General features: G+C 65.0%; 13 protein-coding genes and 1 pseudogene. 4 read left to right on the top strand and 10 right to left on the bottom strand.

Translation table 11 applies throughout. From position 1 onward, the window contains the following. Window positions 1-231: 231 nt before the first annotated feature. From JI739_RS24100 to JI739_RS24060, 9 genes are all read right to left on the bottom strand, one after another. The gene (locus tag JI739_RS24100; protein WP_201686573.1) at window positions 232-1,278 is read right to left on the bottom strand and encodes a dihydrodipicolinate synthase family protein; all 1,047 of its coding nucleotides are present in this window, start codon (window positions 1,276-1,278) and stop codon (window positions 232-234) included. Continuing rightward, window positions 1,275-2,153 (bottom strand): VOC family protein, encoded by an 879-nt coding sequence (locus JI739_RS24095; RefSeq protein ID WP_201686572.1) that lies wholly within the window; start codon window positions 2,151-2,153, stop codon window positions 1,275-1,277. The genes JI739_RS24100 and JI739_RS24095 overlap by 4 nt, the downstream gene beginning before the upstream one ends. Before the next feature lie 51 nt (window positions 2,154-2,204). Next, on the bottom strand, window positions 2,205-2,507 hold the full coding sequence (locus tag JI739_RS24090; RefSeq protein WP_201686571.1) for a YciI family protein: 303 nt from the start codon (window positions 2,505-2,507) through the stop codon (window positions 2,205-2,207). A gap of 73 nt (window positions 2,508-2,580) precedes the next feature. After that, the gene (locus JI739_RS24085; RefSeq protein ID WP_354003799.1) at window positions 2,581-3,780 is read right to left on the bottom strand and encodes a Gfo/Idh/MocA family oxidoreductase; all 1,200 of its coding nucleotides are present in this window, start codon (window positions 3,778-3,780) and stop codon (window positions 2,581-2,583) included. Between the two features lie 5 nt (window positions 3,781-3,785). Beyond that, window positions 3,786-4,778 carry a substrate-binding domain-containing protein gene (locus tag JI739_RS24080; protein ID WP_201686569.1) on the bottom strand — a complete coding sequence of 331 codons (993 nt, stop codon included), beginning with the start codon at window positions 4,776-4,778 and terminating at the stop codon, window positions 3,786-3,788. Window positions 4,779-4,787: 9 nt separating this feature from the next. Next, window positions 4,788-5,324 carry an aromatic-ring-hydroxylating dioxygenase subunit beta gene (locus tag JI739_RS24075; protein ID WP_201686568.1) on the bottom strand — a complete coding sequence of 179 codons (537 nt, stop codon included), beginning with the start codon at window positions 5,322-5,324 and terminating at the stop codon, window positions 4,788-4,790. Further along, on the bottom strand, window positions 5,317-6,705 hold the full coding sequence (locus tag JI739_RS24070; RefSeq protein WP_201686567.1) for an aromatic ring-hydroxylating oxygenase subunit alpha: 1,389 nt from the start codon (window positions 6,703-6,705) through the stop codon (window positions 5,317-5,319). The genes JI739_RS24075 and JI739_RS24070 overlap by 8 nt, the downstream gene beginning before the upstream one ends. 16 nt (window positions 6,706-6,721) lie before the next feature. After that, entirely contained in the window at window positions 6,722-8,221 is a 1,500-nt protein-coding gene (locus JI739_RS24065) for an aldehyde dehydrogenase family protein (RefSeq protein ID WP_236590031.1), read from the bottom strand. A 7-nt stretch (window positions 8,222-8,228) separates the two neighbouring features. Beyond that, window positions 8,229-9,218 (bottom strand): tripartite tricarboxylate transporter substrate binding protein, encoded by a 990-nt coding sequence (locus JI739_RS24060; RefSeq protein ID WP_236590030.1) that lies wholly within the window; start codon window positions 9,216-9,218, stop codon window positions 8,229-8,231. 301 nt (window positions 9,219-9,519) lie between these two features. Here JI739_RS24060 and JI739_RS24055 point away from each other — a divergent pair, with 301 nt between their 5' ends. Together JI739_RS24055 and JI739_RS24050 are read left to right on the top strand one after the other, a co-directional pair. Further along, window positions 9,520-10,761 (top strand): citrate synthase, encoded by a 1,242-nt coding sequence (locus tag JI739_RS24055; RefSeq protein ID WP_201686566.1) that lies wholly within the window; start codon window positions 9,520-9,522, stop codon window positions 10,759-10,761. A gap of 358 nt (window positions 10,762-11,119) precedes the next feature. Continuing rightward, window positions 11,120-11,451: pseudogene (locus JI739_RS24050) on the top strand (transposase); the annotation flags it as partial. A gap of 32 nt (window positions 11,452-11,483) precedes the next feature. Here the strand turns inward: JI739_RS24050 and JI739_RS24045 are convergent. Then, window positions 11,484-11,867, bottom strand: a complete 384-nt coding sequence (locus JI739_RS24045) for a transposase (RefSeq protein ID WP_201686565.1) — start codon at window positions 11,865-11,867, stop codon at window positions 11,484-11,486. A gap of 231 nt (window positions 11,868-12,098) precedes the next feature. Here JI739_RS24045 and JI739_RS24040 point away from each other — a divergent pair, with 231 nt between their 5' ends. Then, window positions 12,099-12,647 (top strand): chalcone isomerase family protein, encoded by a 549-nt coding sequence (locus JI739_RS24040; RefSeq protein WP_201686564.1) that lies wholly within the window; start codon window positions 12,099-12,101, stop codon window positions 12,645-12,647. A 1,028-nt stretch (window positions 12,648-13,675) separates the two neighbouring features. Beyond that, window positions 13,676-14,527, top strand: a complete 852-nt coding sequence (locus JI739_RS24035; protein WP_201686563.1) for an alpha/beta fold hydrolase — start codon at window positions 13,676-13,678, stop codon at window positions 14,525-14,527. Window positions 14,528-15,669: the final 1,142 nt, after the last annotated feature.

The following is a 15,669-nucleotide window of genomic DNA, read 5'->3' as shown; positions in this document are numbered from 1 at the left end:
CATCGGCCTCACGCAGGAAGCCAATGATCTGCTCCTCGGTGAATCGCTTCTTCATCGTCCAATTTCCTCGCAGGATTGATTGGACTCCAGATCGTCACGTGGCTGATCTCAGGGGGCAGCGCACCCTCAGATTCTGAGTCGTGAGCAGTCTAAAGCCGCATCGAGGCGGCAAGGGGGCCGATTCTTGGGAGCCCCAGGTTCATGCTCGGCACCGATCCTCACGAGTCCCGTCTACCCTCCGGTTGTCGCGGACAAGTCGGTTCCTGCGGACGAATGGCCTGCCTCCCAGGGGCGCAGCTTGAAGCCGATCCCGGGCTGCCAGGCCATGCAGATCGATGCCCACCGACGGCCGGCTTCGCGCGAGTAATTCGCGTACTCCTGCGGCAAGTGTTGGTACGGGGGACGCACCGGCCCGCAGCGCGAATAGCCGGCTTCGTTGATGCGGGTCTTCTCAACTTGGATGTTGTACTGCGCAAAAATCTCAGGCTTTGCGACCAGCGGCAGGATGGGCTCGTTGGCCCAACCGATGGCGTCCACCCAGTCGCCTGCCGCTTTCGAATCCCCCGCGGAGATCGCGCGCATCAGTTCGACCGAGGGCATCGGGTTCATGCCCGCGGCCGTCGCCCAGCACGCCGTGGTCGTTTCGGGTGCCAGTGCATGGAACTGCTGCACGACCATGTCGCTTGGCAGGAAGTGGATTCGCCCTTGCGTTCGCGAGATCATCTCCCGCAACCCGTCCGCGCGCGAACACTTCGCCGACATGACCGTCGGGGCAGAGCGGAAGACGGCTTCCCAGAACTCCACCGGAAAGTTGAAGCGGAACGCACGGGCGTTGGCGTACACCATGATCCCGAGATCGGGAAACAACTCCGAAATCCCGGCGTAAAAGCTCACGGCCATGTCCTGGGAGACGGGCTGCCACATCGGCAGACCCAGCAGCGTGCCGTCCGCACCCTGCTCGCTGACGAAGCGCAAGCGCCGCACCGTTTCATGACCGCCCAAGGCCGTGGCACCGATGAAGGTCGGAACCCGCCGCCGAACCGTCTTCAACACACAGTCGACGAACGCGCGGTAGTCGGGCTCCGACAAGGTGGCGCACTCGCCCGTCGTGCCAAGCGCGATCAGCCCGGATACGCCATCCTGAACGAGGGCCTCGATGAGACGCTCCGTTTCGTCCAGGTCGACCGTGCCTTCGGTGGCCCCGAGCCGATCCGCCCCCTCCCGCGCCGGCGTCGCGATGATGGCGTACATGCCCCGGATGTCTTGTGCAGCAATCATGGTGTTTCCTTCGATGGCGATTCGTCGCGGAACTGCACGGGCGGCGCTCCGGCGATGTTCCAGATGTCGCCCTTGTGCTCAGGGCCCCAGTAGCGCACTTGCGCCACCTCCGCGCTCTCCACGGTCTCCATGTCCCCGTAGTACTCGACCACATGGCCGGCGGGGTCACGAAAGTATGCGAACACATTATTTCCCGGGCCGTGCCGCCCCACACCCCAGATGCAGTCGGCTCCTGCACTTCGTATGCGCGCGTACTCACGCATGACGTCGTCGATGTTGCCGATGTCGAACGCAAGGTGCTGCAACCCTCTGCGTCCATTGCGACTCGCCGCCAGCGCCAGACTGTGATGGTCGGTGTTGCAGCGCAGGAACGACATGCCGATGTGCGTGCGGTCTGACACCTGAAATCCGAGCAGCGCGTAGAAGGCCTCCTGCTGCGTGGCCTGCGGGGTCCAAAGCACGGCGTGGCCCAGGTGCCGCTTGCTGCGGATCGGCCGTGGGCCACTCGGCTGCGAAGGAACGATCAGCTCCACGCGGTTGCCGTCGGCGTCTGCGACCGCGGCCACGAGCAGATCACCCGCACGAGAGCCCGGGGCGGGCTCTGAAAGCACGGTCCCTCCGGCCGAGCGCACGCGACGCACGATCGCATGCAGACCCGCCTCCGATTCGACTCCCAGTCCAAGGTGGTCAAGGCCGGGGCCATCTGCCGGAACTAGCAGGAGGTCGTCGTGGTTCTCGCCGCGAGACCTGTAGCTCCTCTCGCCGCTGGCACCCGGGCCCGGATCCATGGCCCACACCGTTTCGTAGAACGCGCAGGCAGCTTCCATGTCGGGCACGCGCAGCGCAACGCGGCGCAGCTCGGATACTTTGGGCATGCTTGTCTCCTTCATTTGCAAAGCCTCTTTCAGGCGAGCTCGGAAATCCGCTCAGCCGCGCGCAGGGGCAGGCTCTGCCCCCACCGACATCGGCAGCGCCTCGCGCACCTCGATGGTCCTTGCACCAGCCACGACCACCGGATCGACCGCGAACCAGCCGAAGACTTCTTCGGCGGATTCCGCTCGGCAAAACAGGACTCCTTGCAGTGCGCCCGGCTCATAGTGCGGGAACTTCCAGCCGCATTCGATCCTGCCCGCGCGCACGAGATCCGCGAGAAACGCCACGTGTTCGGGACGGTGGCGATTGCTCAGTTCGATGTCGACCATGGTGTAGATCAGGGCGAATAGCTTCACAGGTTTTCCTTTGGGTGTTTCTCGAAGGCGTCGTCCGTCGCGAACGCGGCGACGCCGGAAAGCAGGTGCGTGATCAATCACGAACGGGAACCTGGTGCCGCAACACGATCTCGCGTCGTTCGCGCGCCGACTGCAGGACGGCCGCGCAGACCTCCATCGTGGCCATACCCCAGGCACCGTCGTGCAGCGGCGCCCGGGCGGTGCGGATGGCCTGCGCCATCTCGTCGAGCACGCTGGCCTTGTCCGGAAACGCGGGACCGCGAGGCACCTGCAGCTCGCGGCGCCCCTGCCGGTCGTACACCAGCACGCCATCGGCCGAGGGACGCATGTCGCCGCCCGCGCAGCTCACGATCGTCACGCCGCAATGCGGGTGGTGCCAGCTCGCGGGCTGGGGCGCGCCCCCCAGGCCCACTGCCATGGCGGCCCGGGCCTTGAAGGCGCCTTCTTCGCGGGCATCGGCGAAGCGACGCAGGCCCGCACGGGCCTTGCCATGGGCATCCGGAGCCTTCTGCTCTCCGGACTCCCCGACCCAGAAGTGGAATTCGTCGCTGTCGAAGTAGTCGTAGCCGCTGAACACCAGCGAGGCCGCGGCACCGTCCTCGAACTGCAGGAAGGTGAGGTGGCTGCCCTCGGTGGGTCGCCCAGGCTCCAGCGCCCAGGTCATGGAGCGCACGCTATGCACCATCCCCCCACCCAGCAGGCGCACCATGTCCACCTGGTGCGGCACCTGGTTGTAGATGATGCCTCCGCCCAGCGAGGTATCCAGTTCCTCGGGCCGGCGCGGACGCATCAGGAAGTTCGAGTAGCTCCAGGTGTTGATCATGGCCAGTGGGCCAAGCTCGCCGCTGCGGATGATCTCGCGCATGCGACGTACCGGTGCGTCGAAGCTGTGCGTGTGCCCTATCAGGAGGTGCACGCCGTGGCGATGTGCGGCCTGCATCATGGCGTCGCAGTCCTCCAGCGACAGGGCCATCGGCTTCTCGACGATGATGTGCTTGCCACATGCCGCAGCGATCAGCGCATGCTCCTTGTGCCACTGGTGCGGCGTGGCGACATAGACGGTATTCACACGGGGGTCGCGGCACAGCGCCTCGACCTCGGCGTACGCGGGTGCGCCACACGCTGCCGTGAAGCCATCGCGGGCGTCCGGGTGGGTATCGGCGGCGGCGACGATACGCACGTCCGGATGGCTGCGCAGCGTCGGCAGCATCTGGTTCGTGGCGCCGCCCAGGCCGATGAGCCCAAGGCGGATTACGGGGGAGTCGGACTTCACGGCCATCACAACTTGAGTGACGTGAGTCCGGCCACGTTCGGGGCGAAGAGCTCATCGATGGCGAGCTTGCGCGGCGCCAGGCCCTGCTCCGTCACGTACTGGCACAGCGCCTCGATTTCCCGCCGGTTCGGCTCGATGCCATAGGGCCAGAAGTCCTCACCCATCATCTCGCGGATCTCGCGGCCGAACTCGAAGGCCCAGGGCCAGGACAGCGCGGGCGGCTCCTGCGTGCGCAGGAATTCCATGGCGTTGCGGCGTGCCTGCTCGAAGGCCTGGTACAGGCTGATGGCGGCCCAGGGATTCGCCTCGAACAGCTCCTTGCGCAGCACCACGACATGCATGATCGGGAAGATGCGCGTCTTGCGCCAATAGGCGCGCTCGGCCGCCGGATAGTCCGGAAAGAGGCGAGCGACCGCCTCATGGCCCTGCGTGAAGGACGGCGGAGGCTGCGGCGCGATGACGGCATCGAGCTCGCCCTGCACCAGCATGTCGTCGAGCGTGCGGTCCGCCACGTGACGGATGGACACGCCAGGAACCTCCGATGCCACCATGGGCTTGCGACCCGCGGAGGTGAGGCCCCCGGTGAACCAGGTGCAGGCCGCGGGCGACACGCCGTACTCGTGCTGCAGCAGGCCGCGGGTCCAGACCGCGGCCGTCATCTGGTATTCCGGCACGCCGATGCGCCGGCCCTCCAGCTCCTTGGGCGTGGTGATGCCCGCGCGGCTGTTGACGTAGATCGCGCCATGCCGGAAGGTGCGCGAGGGGAACACGGGGATCGCGACGAACGGCATCTGTCCGCGCGCCTTCTGGATCAGGTAGGTCGAGAAGGACATCTCCGCGGCGTCGAAGTCACCGCGCAACATCCGGTTGAAGGCTTCGAAGGGCTGCAGCGGCAGGTAGTGCAGGTCGATACCCTCGGGCGCCACCTTGCCGTAGTAGAGGTCCTGCACGCGATCGGACAGATGGCCCGCGTAGCTCACCGAAAGGTTCTTTTTCACGGCCATCCTTCACAGGAAGACGGACAGGGACTCGTGACCGAGCACGGTCGAATCGAGCAAGGCGAGCCGCTTCGCCAGGGTCCAGCGTCCCTCATGCTCGCGCAGCACGTCCTGTCGCTCGCAGCTGAACATCAATGGCGCGGGAGCATCCGATCGGTGGCAGAGCATCACGAGGTTGCTGTCCACGAGCACATCCATCCCCTGGCATTCGCGCACGCGGACGTTGCCGACGATGCGACGGGTGCGGGTGCGGGGGTTCTCGGCCCAGTTGTAGGGAGACTCCAGGCGCTGCACGCGCTGGGCGAGCGAGCCGAAGTCCTCCTGCATGAAGAAGGCTCTCGTGCTGAACCCGTCGCCCTCGCCGTTGTCGCGCGTGGTGCGCACGGGAACCCGGTAGTCGATCCGCGGATTCATCAGGGCCAGCCAGGCCTGGAATTGCGCGCGGTCCAGCAGCTCGGCCTCGCGGTAGAGGAAGCGGGTGCACTCGCGCTCGAGGGTTTCCAGCGACTTCGCGGCCGCGCCGCCCAGGGCCTTGCTTTCAGCCATGCCCCACCTCGGCTTCCACGGCGCTGAGTTCCTGGCCGGTCATGCGCGCATACCAGGTCTTGTGAAAGGTGCGCAGCCCCCCTTCGCCCGCGTTAGACTGCACCGCCACGCCGGGCCCTTCCCAACCGGTGACGGGCGTGGCCGTGCCCATGTCGCCCAGGCCCATCTGGTAGTTGAGCTTGACGTTGTTGATCTCGGCGAACACGGTGGCCGCTGACCGTGCCACGCCAGGCCAGACCGCCACGTCATCCTGCTCGAAGCTGCCCGAGGGGCCGAAGCTGCTCATGCCGACCTGGTAGGCGCGGCGCTTGTACTCCTCCGAGGCTTCCTTCGGGACCATGATCCAGTTCCAGATCTCGGTGCGGCCCGGCCCGCGGGGCTGCCAGGCGCGCACGCTCAGGTACCCGGCCGCGGGGCGGTCCTTGCTGTCGGTCAGGCCGATGTGCAGGAACGAGAAGTTCGGGAACACCGTGCCGTTGTGGACGAGGGATCGCCTGGCCAGTGCGAGCTGCGCTTCGGACAGCCGCCTGGTATTGAAATGCTGGGTGACCTCGGGCGGGTATTCCCAGAACCTCTCTGCCGTGTCATCGACCTGCCGGATGCTGATGGCGTAGCCATTGCAGTCGTGCACGTGAAAGCCGTGCTTCTTGCCGGGCGATCCAGCGGCGGCGCGATCCACGATGCCCACGTCCAGCACCGACCGGTGCGTCATCTGGGTGTGCGAGCTGTCGCCGCAGAAATTCTCGGCTCCCTGCTTCCAGTTGGCATCGACCATCCAGCGGTGCGGCTCTCCGATCACCACCATGCCGCCGTCGGAGAGCTTGAACTGGATGTCCAGGTACCACTTGTAGTCGCCCAGGGATTCCTCCAGCGACGGTGCGGCGGGATCGAGGTTGGCGAACACCAGGCCGCAGTAGCTCTCCACCCGGGGCGCCTCGAACAGGCTCCATTTAGAGGTGTCGAGCTGCCGGTAGCCCTCGTTCTTGACCGGCACCCCCATCAGCTCGCCGGTGTTCCGATAGCTCCAGCCGTGGAACGGGCAGGTGAACGCCTTGGCGTTGCCCATCTCGGTACGGCAGACCTGCGCACCCCGGTGGCGGCAGGCGTTGAGCAGGACGCGCACGACGCCGTCGTGACCACGCACGAAGATGAAGGGGTCTTCGCCAATGGTGCGCATGGCGTAGTCGCCCGGATGGGGCAGCTCGGATTCGTGACCGATGAAGACCCACGAACGCGCGAAGATGCGGCGCAGTTCAGCGTCATAGATCTGCTGGTTGTTGAACACGCGCAGGGGTAGCAGGCCTTGACGCAGATCGTCCCCCATGGCGAGCAGGAAGTCCGGATCGGCGGCGCCAGGGGCCGCGGTGACGGGCGATTTCATGAGCAAGGTTTCCTTTTCAGCCCAGCACGATGTTGACTGTCTTGAGCTGCGTGTAGCTGTAAAGCTCCTCGATGCCTTCCTCGCTGTCCACGCCACTGTTCTTGTACCCGCCGAAGGGTACGCCCTTGTAGTGGCTGGAGCTGCCGTTGATCCAGACGAAGCCGGCCTCCAGCCGGTCTATCGTCCGGAAGGCCTTGTTGATGTCGCGCGTCCAGACGGCGGCGGTCAGGCCGTAATCGACCTGATTGGCCTCGCGCACGACAGTTTCCTCGTCGTCCCACTTCAGCACGGAGAGCACCGGGCCGAAGATCTCCTCCTGCGCGATACGCATGTCGTTGCGCACGCCGGTGAAGATGGTCGGCCGCAGGAAGTGGCCTTCGGCAAATTCATCGCCCGTGGGCCGACCCCCGCCCGTGAGGCAGGTGGCCCCCTGTTCCAGGCCGATGGCGATGTAGCTGAGCGACTTGTCGAACTGCGCCTTGGAAACGACACAACCCATCTCGGTGGCGGGGTCCAGCGGATCGCCGATCACGATCCGCTCCACCCGCGCCTTGAGCCGCTGCGCGAACTCGTCGTGAATGTCGCGGTGGAGGAACAGCCGCGTGGTCGATCCGCAGGACTGTCCCTGCGACCAGTGGAAGTTCATCCCACGCGCAGCCCCTTCGACCGCCTTGTCGATGTCAGCGTCCGCAAACACGATCATGGGGTTCTTGCCACCCAGTTCCAGGCTCACGTGCTTGACTATGGACTCGGCCGCGGCGCGCTGGATCAGCCGGCCGGTTTCCACGCTGCCGGTGAGCGCGATGCGCTTGATCCGCGGGTGGCGAACCAGCGTGTCACCCGTGGTGCGACCGTCGCCGGAGATGATGTTGATCACCCCGGGAGGGAACACGCTGCGGATCAGTTCACCCATGTAGAGCGAGGACAGCGGCGTCTGGTCAGGCACCTTGAGCACCACCGTATTGCCCATAACCAGGGGCGCACCGATCTTCGCGGCCGCGAACATCAAGGGATGGTTGAACGGAATGATGCGTCCGACCACGCCGTATGGCTCGCGCTTGGTGACATGCCAATTGCCGCCGGTGCCCGGCAGCGTCTGGCCCTTGACCTCGCCGGCAGCGTTGCAGACGTAGTCGAGCAGCTCGCAGGCCAGGCGCACATCGCTTCGCATTGAGGTGAAGGGGCTGCCCAGGTCGGCCGCGTCCAGCAGGGCCAAATCCACCTCGTTCGCCTCGAGCACCGCGATGAATCGGCGCAGGGTGGCCACGCGCTGCGACAGGGGCAGGTCGCGCCAGAGCGGAAAGGCACGCTCGGCCGCCTCCACGGCCGCCTCGACATCGGACTTCTGCGCAAACGGCACCTGGGCCAGCAGCTGCCCCGTCGAGGGTGACACGGTGGCGTATCGCTCGCCGCCACGCGCGTCCACCAGCTCGCCCCCTACCAGCATGCGCCAGGGACGATCGACGAGCTCGGCCAGGCGCTGCCGGTTGCTTTCAAGGGTTGGGGCCTTGGACATGGGTTCACTACTCCGCAACGATCTTTGCTTCTTTGGCGACCTGGCGATATTTCACGAGGTCGAACTTGATGACTTCGGAGAAGTGCTCCGGCGTGCTGCCCGACGGGTCCAGTCCCTGCGGCACGAGCTTCTCGCGCACGCTGGCGTCGGCCATCACCTTGTTGATCTCCTGGCTCAGCCGGGCCACGATGGCCTTGGGCGTTCCGGCCGGTGCCAGCACGCCGTACCAGATGTCGATCTTGTAGCCGGGCAGTGGAACGGCTTCGGCGATCGTCGGGACGTCGGGCAGCAGCGGCGTGCGCTGGGCCGGCGCGACCGCCAGTGCGCGGATCCTGCCGGAGCGGATGTGCGGAAGCATGGAGTTGATGGCGCTGATGGACATGGCCACGTCATTGGCCAGCAGGCCCACCATGGCGGGCGTCGAGCCCTTGTACGGCACGTGAATGAAGTCGGTGCCCGTCATCGACTTGAACAACTCGGCGGCCAGCTGGTGCGGCGTCCCCGGGCCTCCGCTCGCATAGGCCAGCACACCCGGGCGCGCCTTCGCCGCATCGATCAGATCCTTCACGGTCCGGTAGGGCGAGGCGGCGTTCACACCGAGCACGAAGGGCACGGAACCCACGATGGACACGGGCTCGAAGTCCTTGACCGGGTCGTAGGGCAGCTTGCTGAAGAACGCGACGTTGGTGACGTGGGTGTTGGTGGTCAGCAGCAGCGTATGGCCATCCGGCGCGGCACGAGCCACGGCCTCGGTGCCGATGTTTCCGCCGGCCCCGGTCCTGTTCTCGACGATGACAGGCTGCCCGAGCGCGGGCTGCAGCCGCTCGGCCAAAAGGCGGGCCAGGGCGTCGGTGCCACCGCCCGGAGGCTGGGGCACGATCATGCGAATGGGTTGTTGCGGCCAGGCCGCCTGCTGGGCGCCTGCCGACTCCGAGACACCGAACAACGCAGCGGCGGTGGCCGCCATCGCCAGGGAGAGGATTGAGCGCTTGGTCATCTGTGTCCTAAGAGGGTTGAGGGACGGCGCCGAACGGACCCGCTAGCCGCCGCAGGCAAAGCAATCCATGCAACACGCGTCGCATCTTAGGGGACAATCATTGTTTATTCAACATTGATTTCAGAAATAAAGCTTGATCCTTGGATAATCGTTCTAGCGCCTCAGCCACCGCAGCGACCTCACCATGCCCCCGTCCCACCGCCATGCGACTCCGCCGCGCAGGCTCGCCCCGGCCCCCAAGGCCACGAGCCCGACCGCACCTGCCCCACTTCCGCCGGACGACGACCCGAGTTCGAGCGAGATGCTGGACGCCAAGAGCGCGGCCTCGCTCCTGGGCGTGAAGACCCAGACCCTATATGCATACGTCAGCCGTGGACTGATCCGAACAGCCATGCGCCATGGGGCGCAGGCGAGCCTCTATCACCGCGAGGACATTGAAGCCCTTCGACAGAACAAGCGGGGGACCACCCCTGCCGCCGACCTCGTCGATCGGAGCGTGCGCTGGGGCGGCGGCGGGCAGGTCGTTCAGACCGCGGTCACCTTCATCGAGCCCGCCGGACCGCGCTACCGCGGCAAGCTCGCTGTGGATCTCGCGCAGAGCAGGCGCCCGTTCGAGGACTGCGTGGAGTTGCTGTGGACCGGAGCGCTGCCCCTGCATTCCCTGGTCTGGCAGCCACCGACGCCGCGTTCCTCATTCGAGACCTTGGCCGCTTCTTTCGGGGCGCTTGCGTCGGGCTGCACCACACGCCAATTGCTTGCACTGGTTGCGCAGGCCTATGGGGCCTGTAGTGGGCAGAACGCGGAGAACGCGATCGGCGCGCCCGCGCTAGCGGGCAGGCAGTTGATACAGGCGATGGCGGCCACGCTGGGCCTGTTGGGCAGCCCCCCGCAGTTTCGGCTGGCCCGGGAGCCCGAATCGGTGGCGGCCACGCTGATCCGCAGCATGGGGCTGCGACAGACGCCGGAAGTGGTCCGGATGATCGACGCCGCACTGATCCTGAGCGCCGACCACGAGCTCGCCCCCTCCACCTACGCCGCACGCATTGCGGCCTCCGCCGGAGGTGACATCTTCGCCTGCGTCGTCAGTGCGCTAGGCACCTTCGAAGGGCCGTTGACCGGCTTTGCCTGCGACGCGTCAGAGCAGTTGCTGCGCCAATCGGATTCGGCGAAGTCGTACGTAGGGGCACTGAAGGAATTCGCTGAGCGGAAGGCCGGCGTACCGGGCTACAACCATCCGCTTTACGACGATGCCGATCCGCGCGCCATGCTCCTGCTGGCCATGGCGCAAAGCGTATCGCCGCTGCCGCCGAGAGCCCGCCTGCAGCTCGAATGCATCGAGGCGGCGATGTCGAAGATGAAGCTCGCACCCAGTCTGGCCGTCGGCTTGGTGGCGCTGTCAGCGGCGTTGGAAATGCCTGCGGGCGCCCCCGGCGCCGTCATGGCGGTGGGAAGGACAGCGGGCTGGATCGCGCATGCGTTCGAGCAGAGACTGGCTGGCTACTTGGTGCGGCCACGCACAAAATACGTGGGCGTGCAGGAATAAGGGGACTGAATCGCCCCGTTCTCCCGGTTCCGTTCGATCGTTGCACGGGCCGTGATGATCTTGATCGGTGGTGCGCCGCAGGCTTCAAGGCCATATCGATCTCCGGCTGGTAGCTGCGGCCGAAGATAGTCCTAAGCGCTAACTCGCGCTAGCTCCACTTTGCGCAGGACTCTTGTGCCGGCGCGATGACGAGCGACCGGCCTTGGCACCGGTCGCCACTGACTTCGCTTGAGGACCTTCAACCAATCAGCCCGCCCTGGCCCATGGACCCCGAATGATGCGAGGGCGATTGACCTGCCCCCTTCCAACCGTACCAGTCGATTGTTAGCGAGGTCCGTCAACCAGGAGAGTGACGGACATGAAGAAGAGCAGGTTCACGGAGGAGCAGATCATCGGGTTCATCCGCCAGGCCGAGGCCGGGATGCCGGTGAAGGAGCTATGCCGCAAGGGCGGCTTCAGCGACGCCACGTTCTACAAGTGGCGCGCCAAGTACGGCGGCATGGACGTGCCCGACGCCAAGCGGCTGCGTGAGCTGGAATCGGGGAACGCCAAGCTGAAGAAGCTTCTGGCCGAGGCCCACCTGGATATCCACGCGCTCAAGGGCGTCTTCGGGGTAAAGCGCTAGCCCCACAGGCGAAGCGCACGGCGATCGCGGCCATGGTGGAGCAGTTCCACCTGTCCGAGCGCCGTCAGCTCGACTACGTGCCCGGCCTCGACGCGGATCACCGCAGCAACTCGCGCAACCAGCTGACGCACTCTGCGGCTGCGGGTTGCGGCCAACTCACGCTGACCTGCAGAGCTCCGCGACGCACATCAACGCGGATGTCGGCATTCGCTTCGCCCTGACTGGCAGTCGCCTGCGCAGGCAGCGCAAGAGCAACGAACTGCCGAGGGGCGGTGCCAAGCTGTGGCGGCGTTGCAGCCATCATCGCAACGCCAGAGTTCTTGAAGCCACGGCCTCGCAGATATTGGCGAACCAGGTTCGCGTTGACGCCAAACGCCAGCGCTACGCCCGCTACCGAAGCGCCAGGCTCACGGCAGGCGCCAACGACCTCCTGCTTGAACTGCGCGCTGTGCCGCCGCCGGGTCTTTCGATGCTCGTTCATCTGCTGTCCATCAAACTTAGATGGACAGCAATCTTGCTCAGTTAGCTGCGCCTCTCAAGATGGGTTTGGCAGACGCTTACAGGCTTTCAGCTAATGCGACTTTTTAAGCGGGTGCTGGGCCGCTTTTCAGCTGCACGCGGGTATGTCCTACAGCTGCGGCAGTGTCATGCACACGCCTTGTCCCGTCCAATGCCGACCGCTACGGGACTTCGTGAGCCGAGACTGGAAAGTATGACCACGCAAATCCGCCGCCACTTAGTTCAGGTACTTCTCTGTGCATGTGCATTCACAATCACTGCAGCTACGGCACAGACTCATCTCCCTGCGACCGTGGTGCAGGAAGGCAAGCCGCTCAAGCTGGTCAGCTGCGGGGTTCGAGACTCCCTGTGGATCGATCATTACGCTGCCGGCCTGTACATCCTTCCGGGTGCGGATGTCACATCGGTCCGCAATCCGGACATGCCGAAGGCCGTTCGCTTGAAGATGATCTCAATGAGGTTCGTACCTGACACGATCCCGGAGAAGTGGCTATCGGCCCTTGCAGACTCGCTGCCACCCGAACCCCTGGCGCGGCTTCGACGTGCCTATCGAGGCCTCGACGACGGCGACACCATGACGGTCGCTTACGGACCGGCTAAAGGTGTCGTCGTTCAAGTAAACGGAAAGCAAGTCACCCAGGTGAAGCAGCATGCAGCGATCGATGCCATTCTTTCGGCATGGGCGGAGGATCAATCGATTGAATCCAAGTTACGCACTCTCATGAGCAAGCATGCCTGCTGAACCTGCAGCCGATTCACGTTTCGCTTCCATGATGTTTGGTTGAATGATGACGACGGGGCTGAACAGCGGCATCTGGCGAGCGCTGGCCTGGGCCGGGGTTGCGCTGATGTCGTTAGCCGTCGCCGCGGCCTGGATCTCTCAGCAATGGAGTGGCGTACCGACGATCGGAATTTTCCTGCTTGTGAGCATCAGCTTCCTCCTTGCGAACGACAGGTTCAACGGCAGGCAGCCCCTGCCATCGGCAACAACGTACCGGCCGAGATCAACGCGACCGTACGGAACCTGGCTGGGATGAAGCGGGAAATTCCGCTCTGGCCAGCCAAAGCCGCCAATGGAGAGGTGAGCTACTACGGCACCTTCGACTTTGCATCGCGAGAGGTCCTTGACTTCAGAATTCGAGCACGGCCGCAGGGCGGACTCCGACCGGGCATTTGCGCGCGGCGAGCCCGTAGAGACCTTCCACTTCCCGCACCTGGTGTCGCATCACGACGCGGCACCTGCGGCCCTGCATGGGGCCACCCTGCGCCTTCATGTAGCGGCTCCAGTCAGTGCGGACATCCCCATGGCGTTGCGCGGCGTGCCAAGCCTGGTGGATGGTTCCGCTAACACCTGCGGCTCGCGCCTGCTCCTCGCGGATCCGGCGTAGCTCACGCCAGACCACGACGGGAGGCTGGCCGAGTGCTTGGAACTGGCGAATCCCTCAATGCCGGCAGTACGGCTGAACGCCGACTTTCTGCGTCGCTGGGGTCGCCAGAGGGCCGCGTCATAGGCTGAGGTTCCGCCTTACTGCGCCGCATACAGCGTCGGTCCACCATTCGCGCAGATCCGGCACTTGCGCGGGCTCATGAGTCGCGCAAGTCGAGGTGTATGGCTCCAGCAAGCCGATGCAGCTTGCTCGCCGCAACCACACGTTGATTTCTTTATGCACTTGTGGACGGGCAGCCGGTGCAGGCACATTGGCCGCATGTACATCGATGTGGAGATTCTCTATGTTGCGCAGCAGACTTCTCAAGTTTTACTTGGCGGCAATGACCTTGTTCATCCTGCCCGCGGCGGTGGCCGCTGACTTCACCAGCAAGCTCGTGGCTTCCTCGGACGGCGTGCGCCTGGCGGTCCGCGAATGGGGTAACGCTGCTGGTCCGGAGATTCTTCTGATCCATGGCGGCAATCAGAGTCAGCTCGCGTGGCGCAAGCAGGTGGAAAGTGACCTGGCGAAGACTTTCAGGATCGTCACTTTCGACATGCGGGGGCACGGTGAATCCGACAAACCGACCCAAGCTGCCAGCTACTCGAATGCCAAGCAGTGGGCCGATGACATGCGGGCAGTGATCTCAGCTACCAGCCTGAAGCGGCCGATCCTTGTCGCGTGGTCGGCCGGTGGTTGCGTGGCGCTGAACTATGTCGCCACTTACGGTGACCGGGACTTGTCAGGGCTTGTCCTCGTGGACGCCTCGGACCCACGGTATTTCGCAGATGACGCGCGCAAGCTCATACCGTTGATGGCCCGCGGCACGCTCGAATCGACCATCGAGTTCACCCAGGCCTTCCTGCTCGCGTGCTTTGCACAAGCACCTGTGCCCGCCGACCTCAACTACATGGTGGCCTTCAACATGGTGGTACCTCCCATCTCCAGAGCCGGCATGGCCAGCTGGAAGTTGGACGTCGATGAAGCTTTGAAGAGAGTCGGCATTCCCACGCTGGTGATTCATGGCAAGCAGGATCGCATCATCCGCTACCAGGCGTCGGAGCACTATGCGCGCACGATCCCGGGCGCAAGCCTGTCGATCTACGAAAGCGCTGGGCACATGCCTTTCTGGGAAGAGGCCGATAGGTTCAACGCCGAGCTGGCGAGCTTTGCCAGGCAACACTCAAGGCCGTGAGCAAGGGAGTCAACCTCGCCGAATGAAGGTCACGTCCGGCCTGCGGCCAAAGCCGGTGGGGCATTCCGCCTGTGTTCCGCGGCTTGCTTCCACAGGTTCCAGGGCCGGTCCACCTGGCCTTCCACACTGGGCATGGCCGCTTGCGCCCGTCGGTGAGGTACTCGGGGTCGCCGAGCTGAAGCGCCTGCGCCTGCAAGCGGGCACCGGCCGCAGCCGCGCTCGCCGCGAGACCGGGATGGCTTGATGAGGCATGTTGTCTGGCAAGCGTTCGTGGATGCTGGGGACTCAATCGATCGCCGCGGCGCACTGCGCGGGTCTTCACGTTGCCGACGTCGGACCCTGCGTCTGTTTCGGACATGCCCCACGCGCCCAGCCGCTCTGCGCTGGCGAACTTCGGCAGGTACTTGCTGTCAACGCCGACTGAAATCTGACCCACTTTCCCGCATGGTCGCCGAAGTAAATCTGACCCACCCGGGCCGCTTTGGACCGGCTCCCGCCGGTCCCTGGTTTTCCTGATCTTCCTGTTGGTGGCGGGCGGTGGTGATGTGGGCGAAGGCGGCGGCGGTGGGCAACGCGCAGCGTTGTCCACGGTCGGCGCCGGTGCGCGCCAGCGCATCGTCCAAATCTCCACGGCCCTTCATGCCGTCTGCTTCGGCTTTGCCGCCTCGCCGGCTCGGCGCTTCCACAAAGGCAAGGGTTCGGGGATGCGCTGTTGGGCCTGCGTCTCAAATCTTCGGGCTTCGCATGTCCGGAAATGCGCGTTGAAAAGTCCTGGCTTTATCGGGCCGCTAGTGGAACTGCGAGGGCTTCGTGGCTGTTGATCCGTTGGTCTGCTCCGAGCTTTCGCGCCGAGCCGACATCGATACCCGGCGGCCGAGTTTTCTCGAACTGTGAAGCGACATCCAGAACTGCCCCCCGCATTGACTCACCCCAATCGCTACCTGAACGGGCGCTCCATGAGTCTCATGTCATTCGCCGGCCCCGGACGGGCCGGCGAGCATCTCGACTATGAGGAAGATCGTATGCGTGCGGTGATCCCATCTTGACCGCGTTGCGGCCGGAGGATCAACGAGTCAGCGTGCCGAGGGTGTCCAGCGGTGCGGTAGCAGCTCGTCGATTCGGCTGGCCGGCTGCGTCGGCAG

This window comes from Ramlibacter aurantiacus, from assembly GCF_016722895.1.
GTDB lineage: Bacteria > Pseudomonadota > Gammaproteobacteria > Burkholderiales > Burkholderiaceae_C > Ramlibacter > Ramlibacter aurantiacus.
Note: the sequence above shows the minus strand (reverse complement) of the source record. Positions and strands in the feature narration are given on the sequence as shown.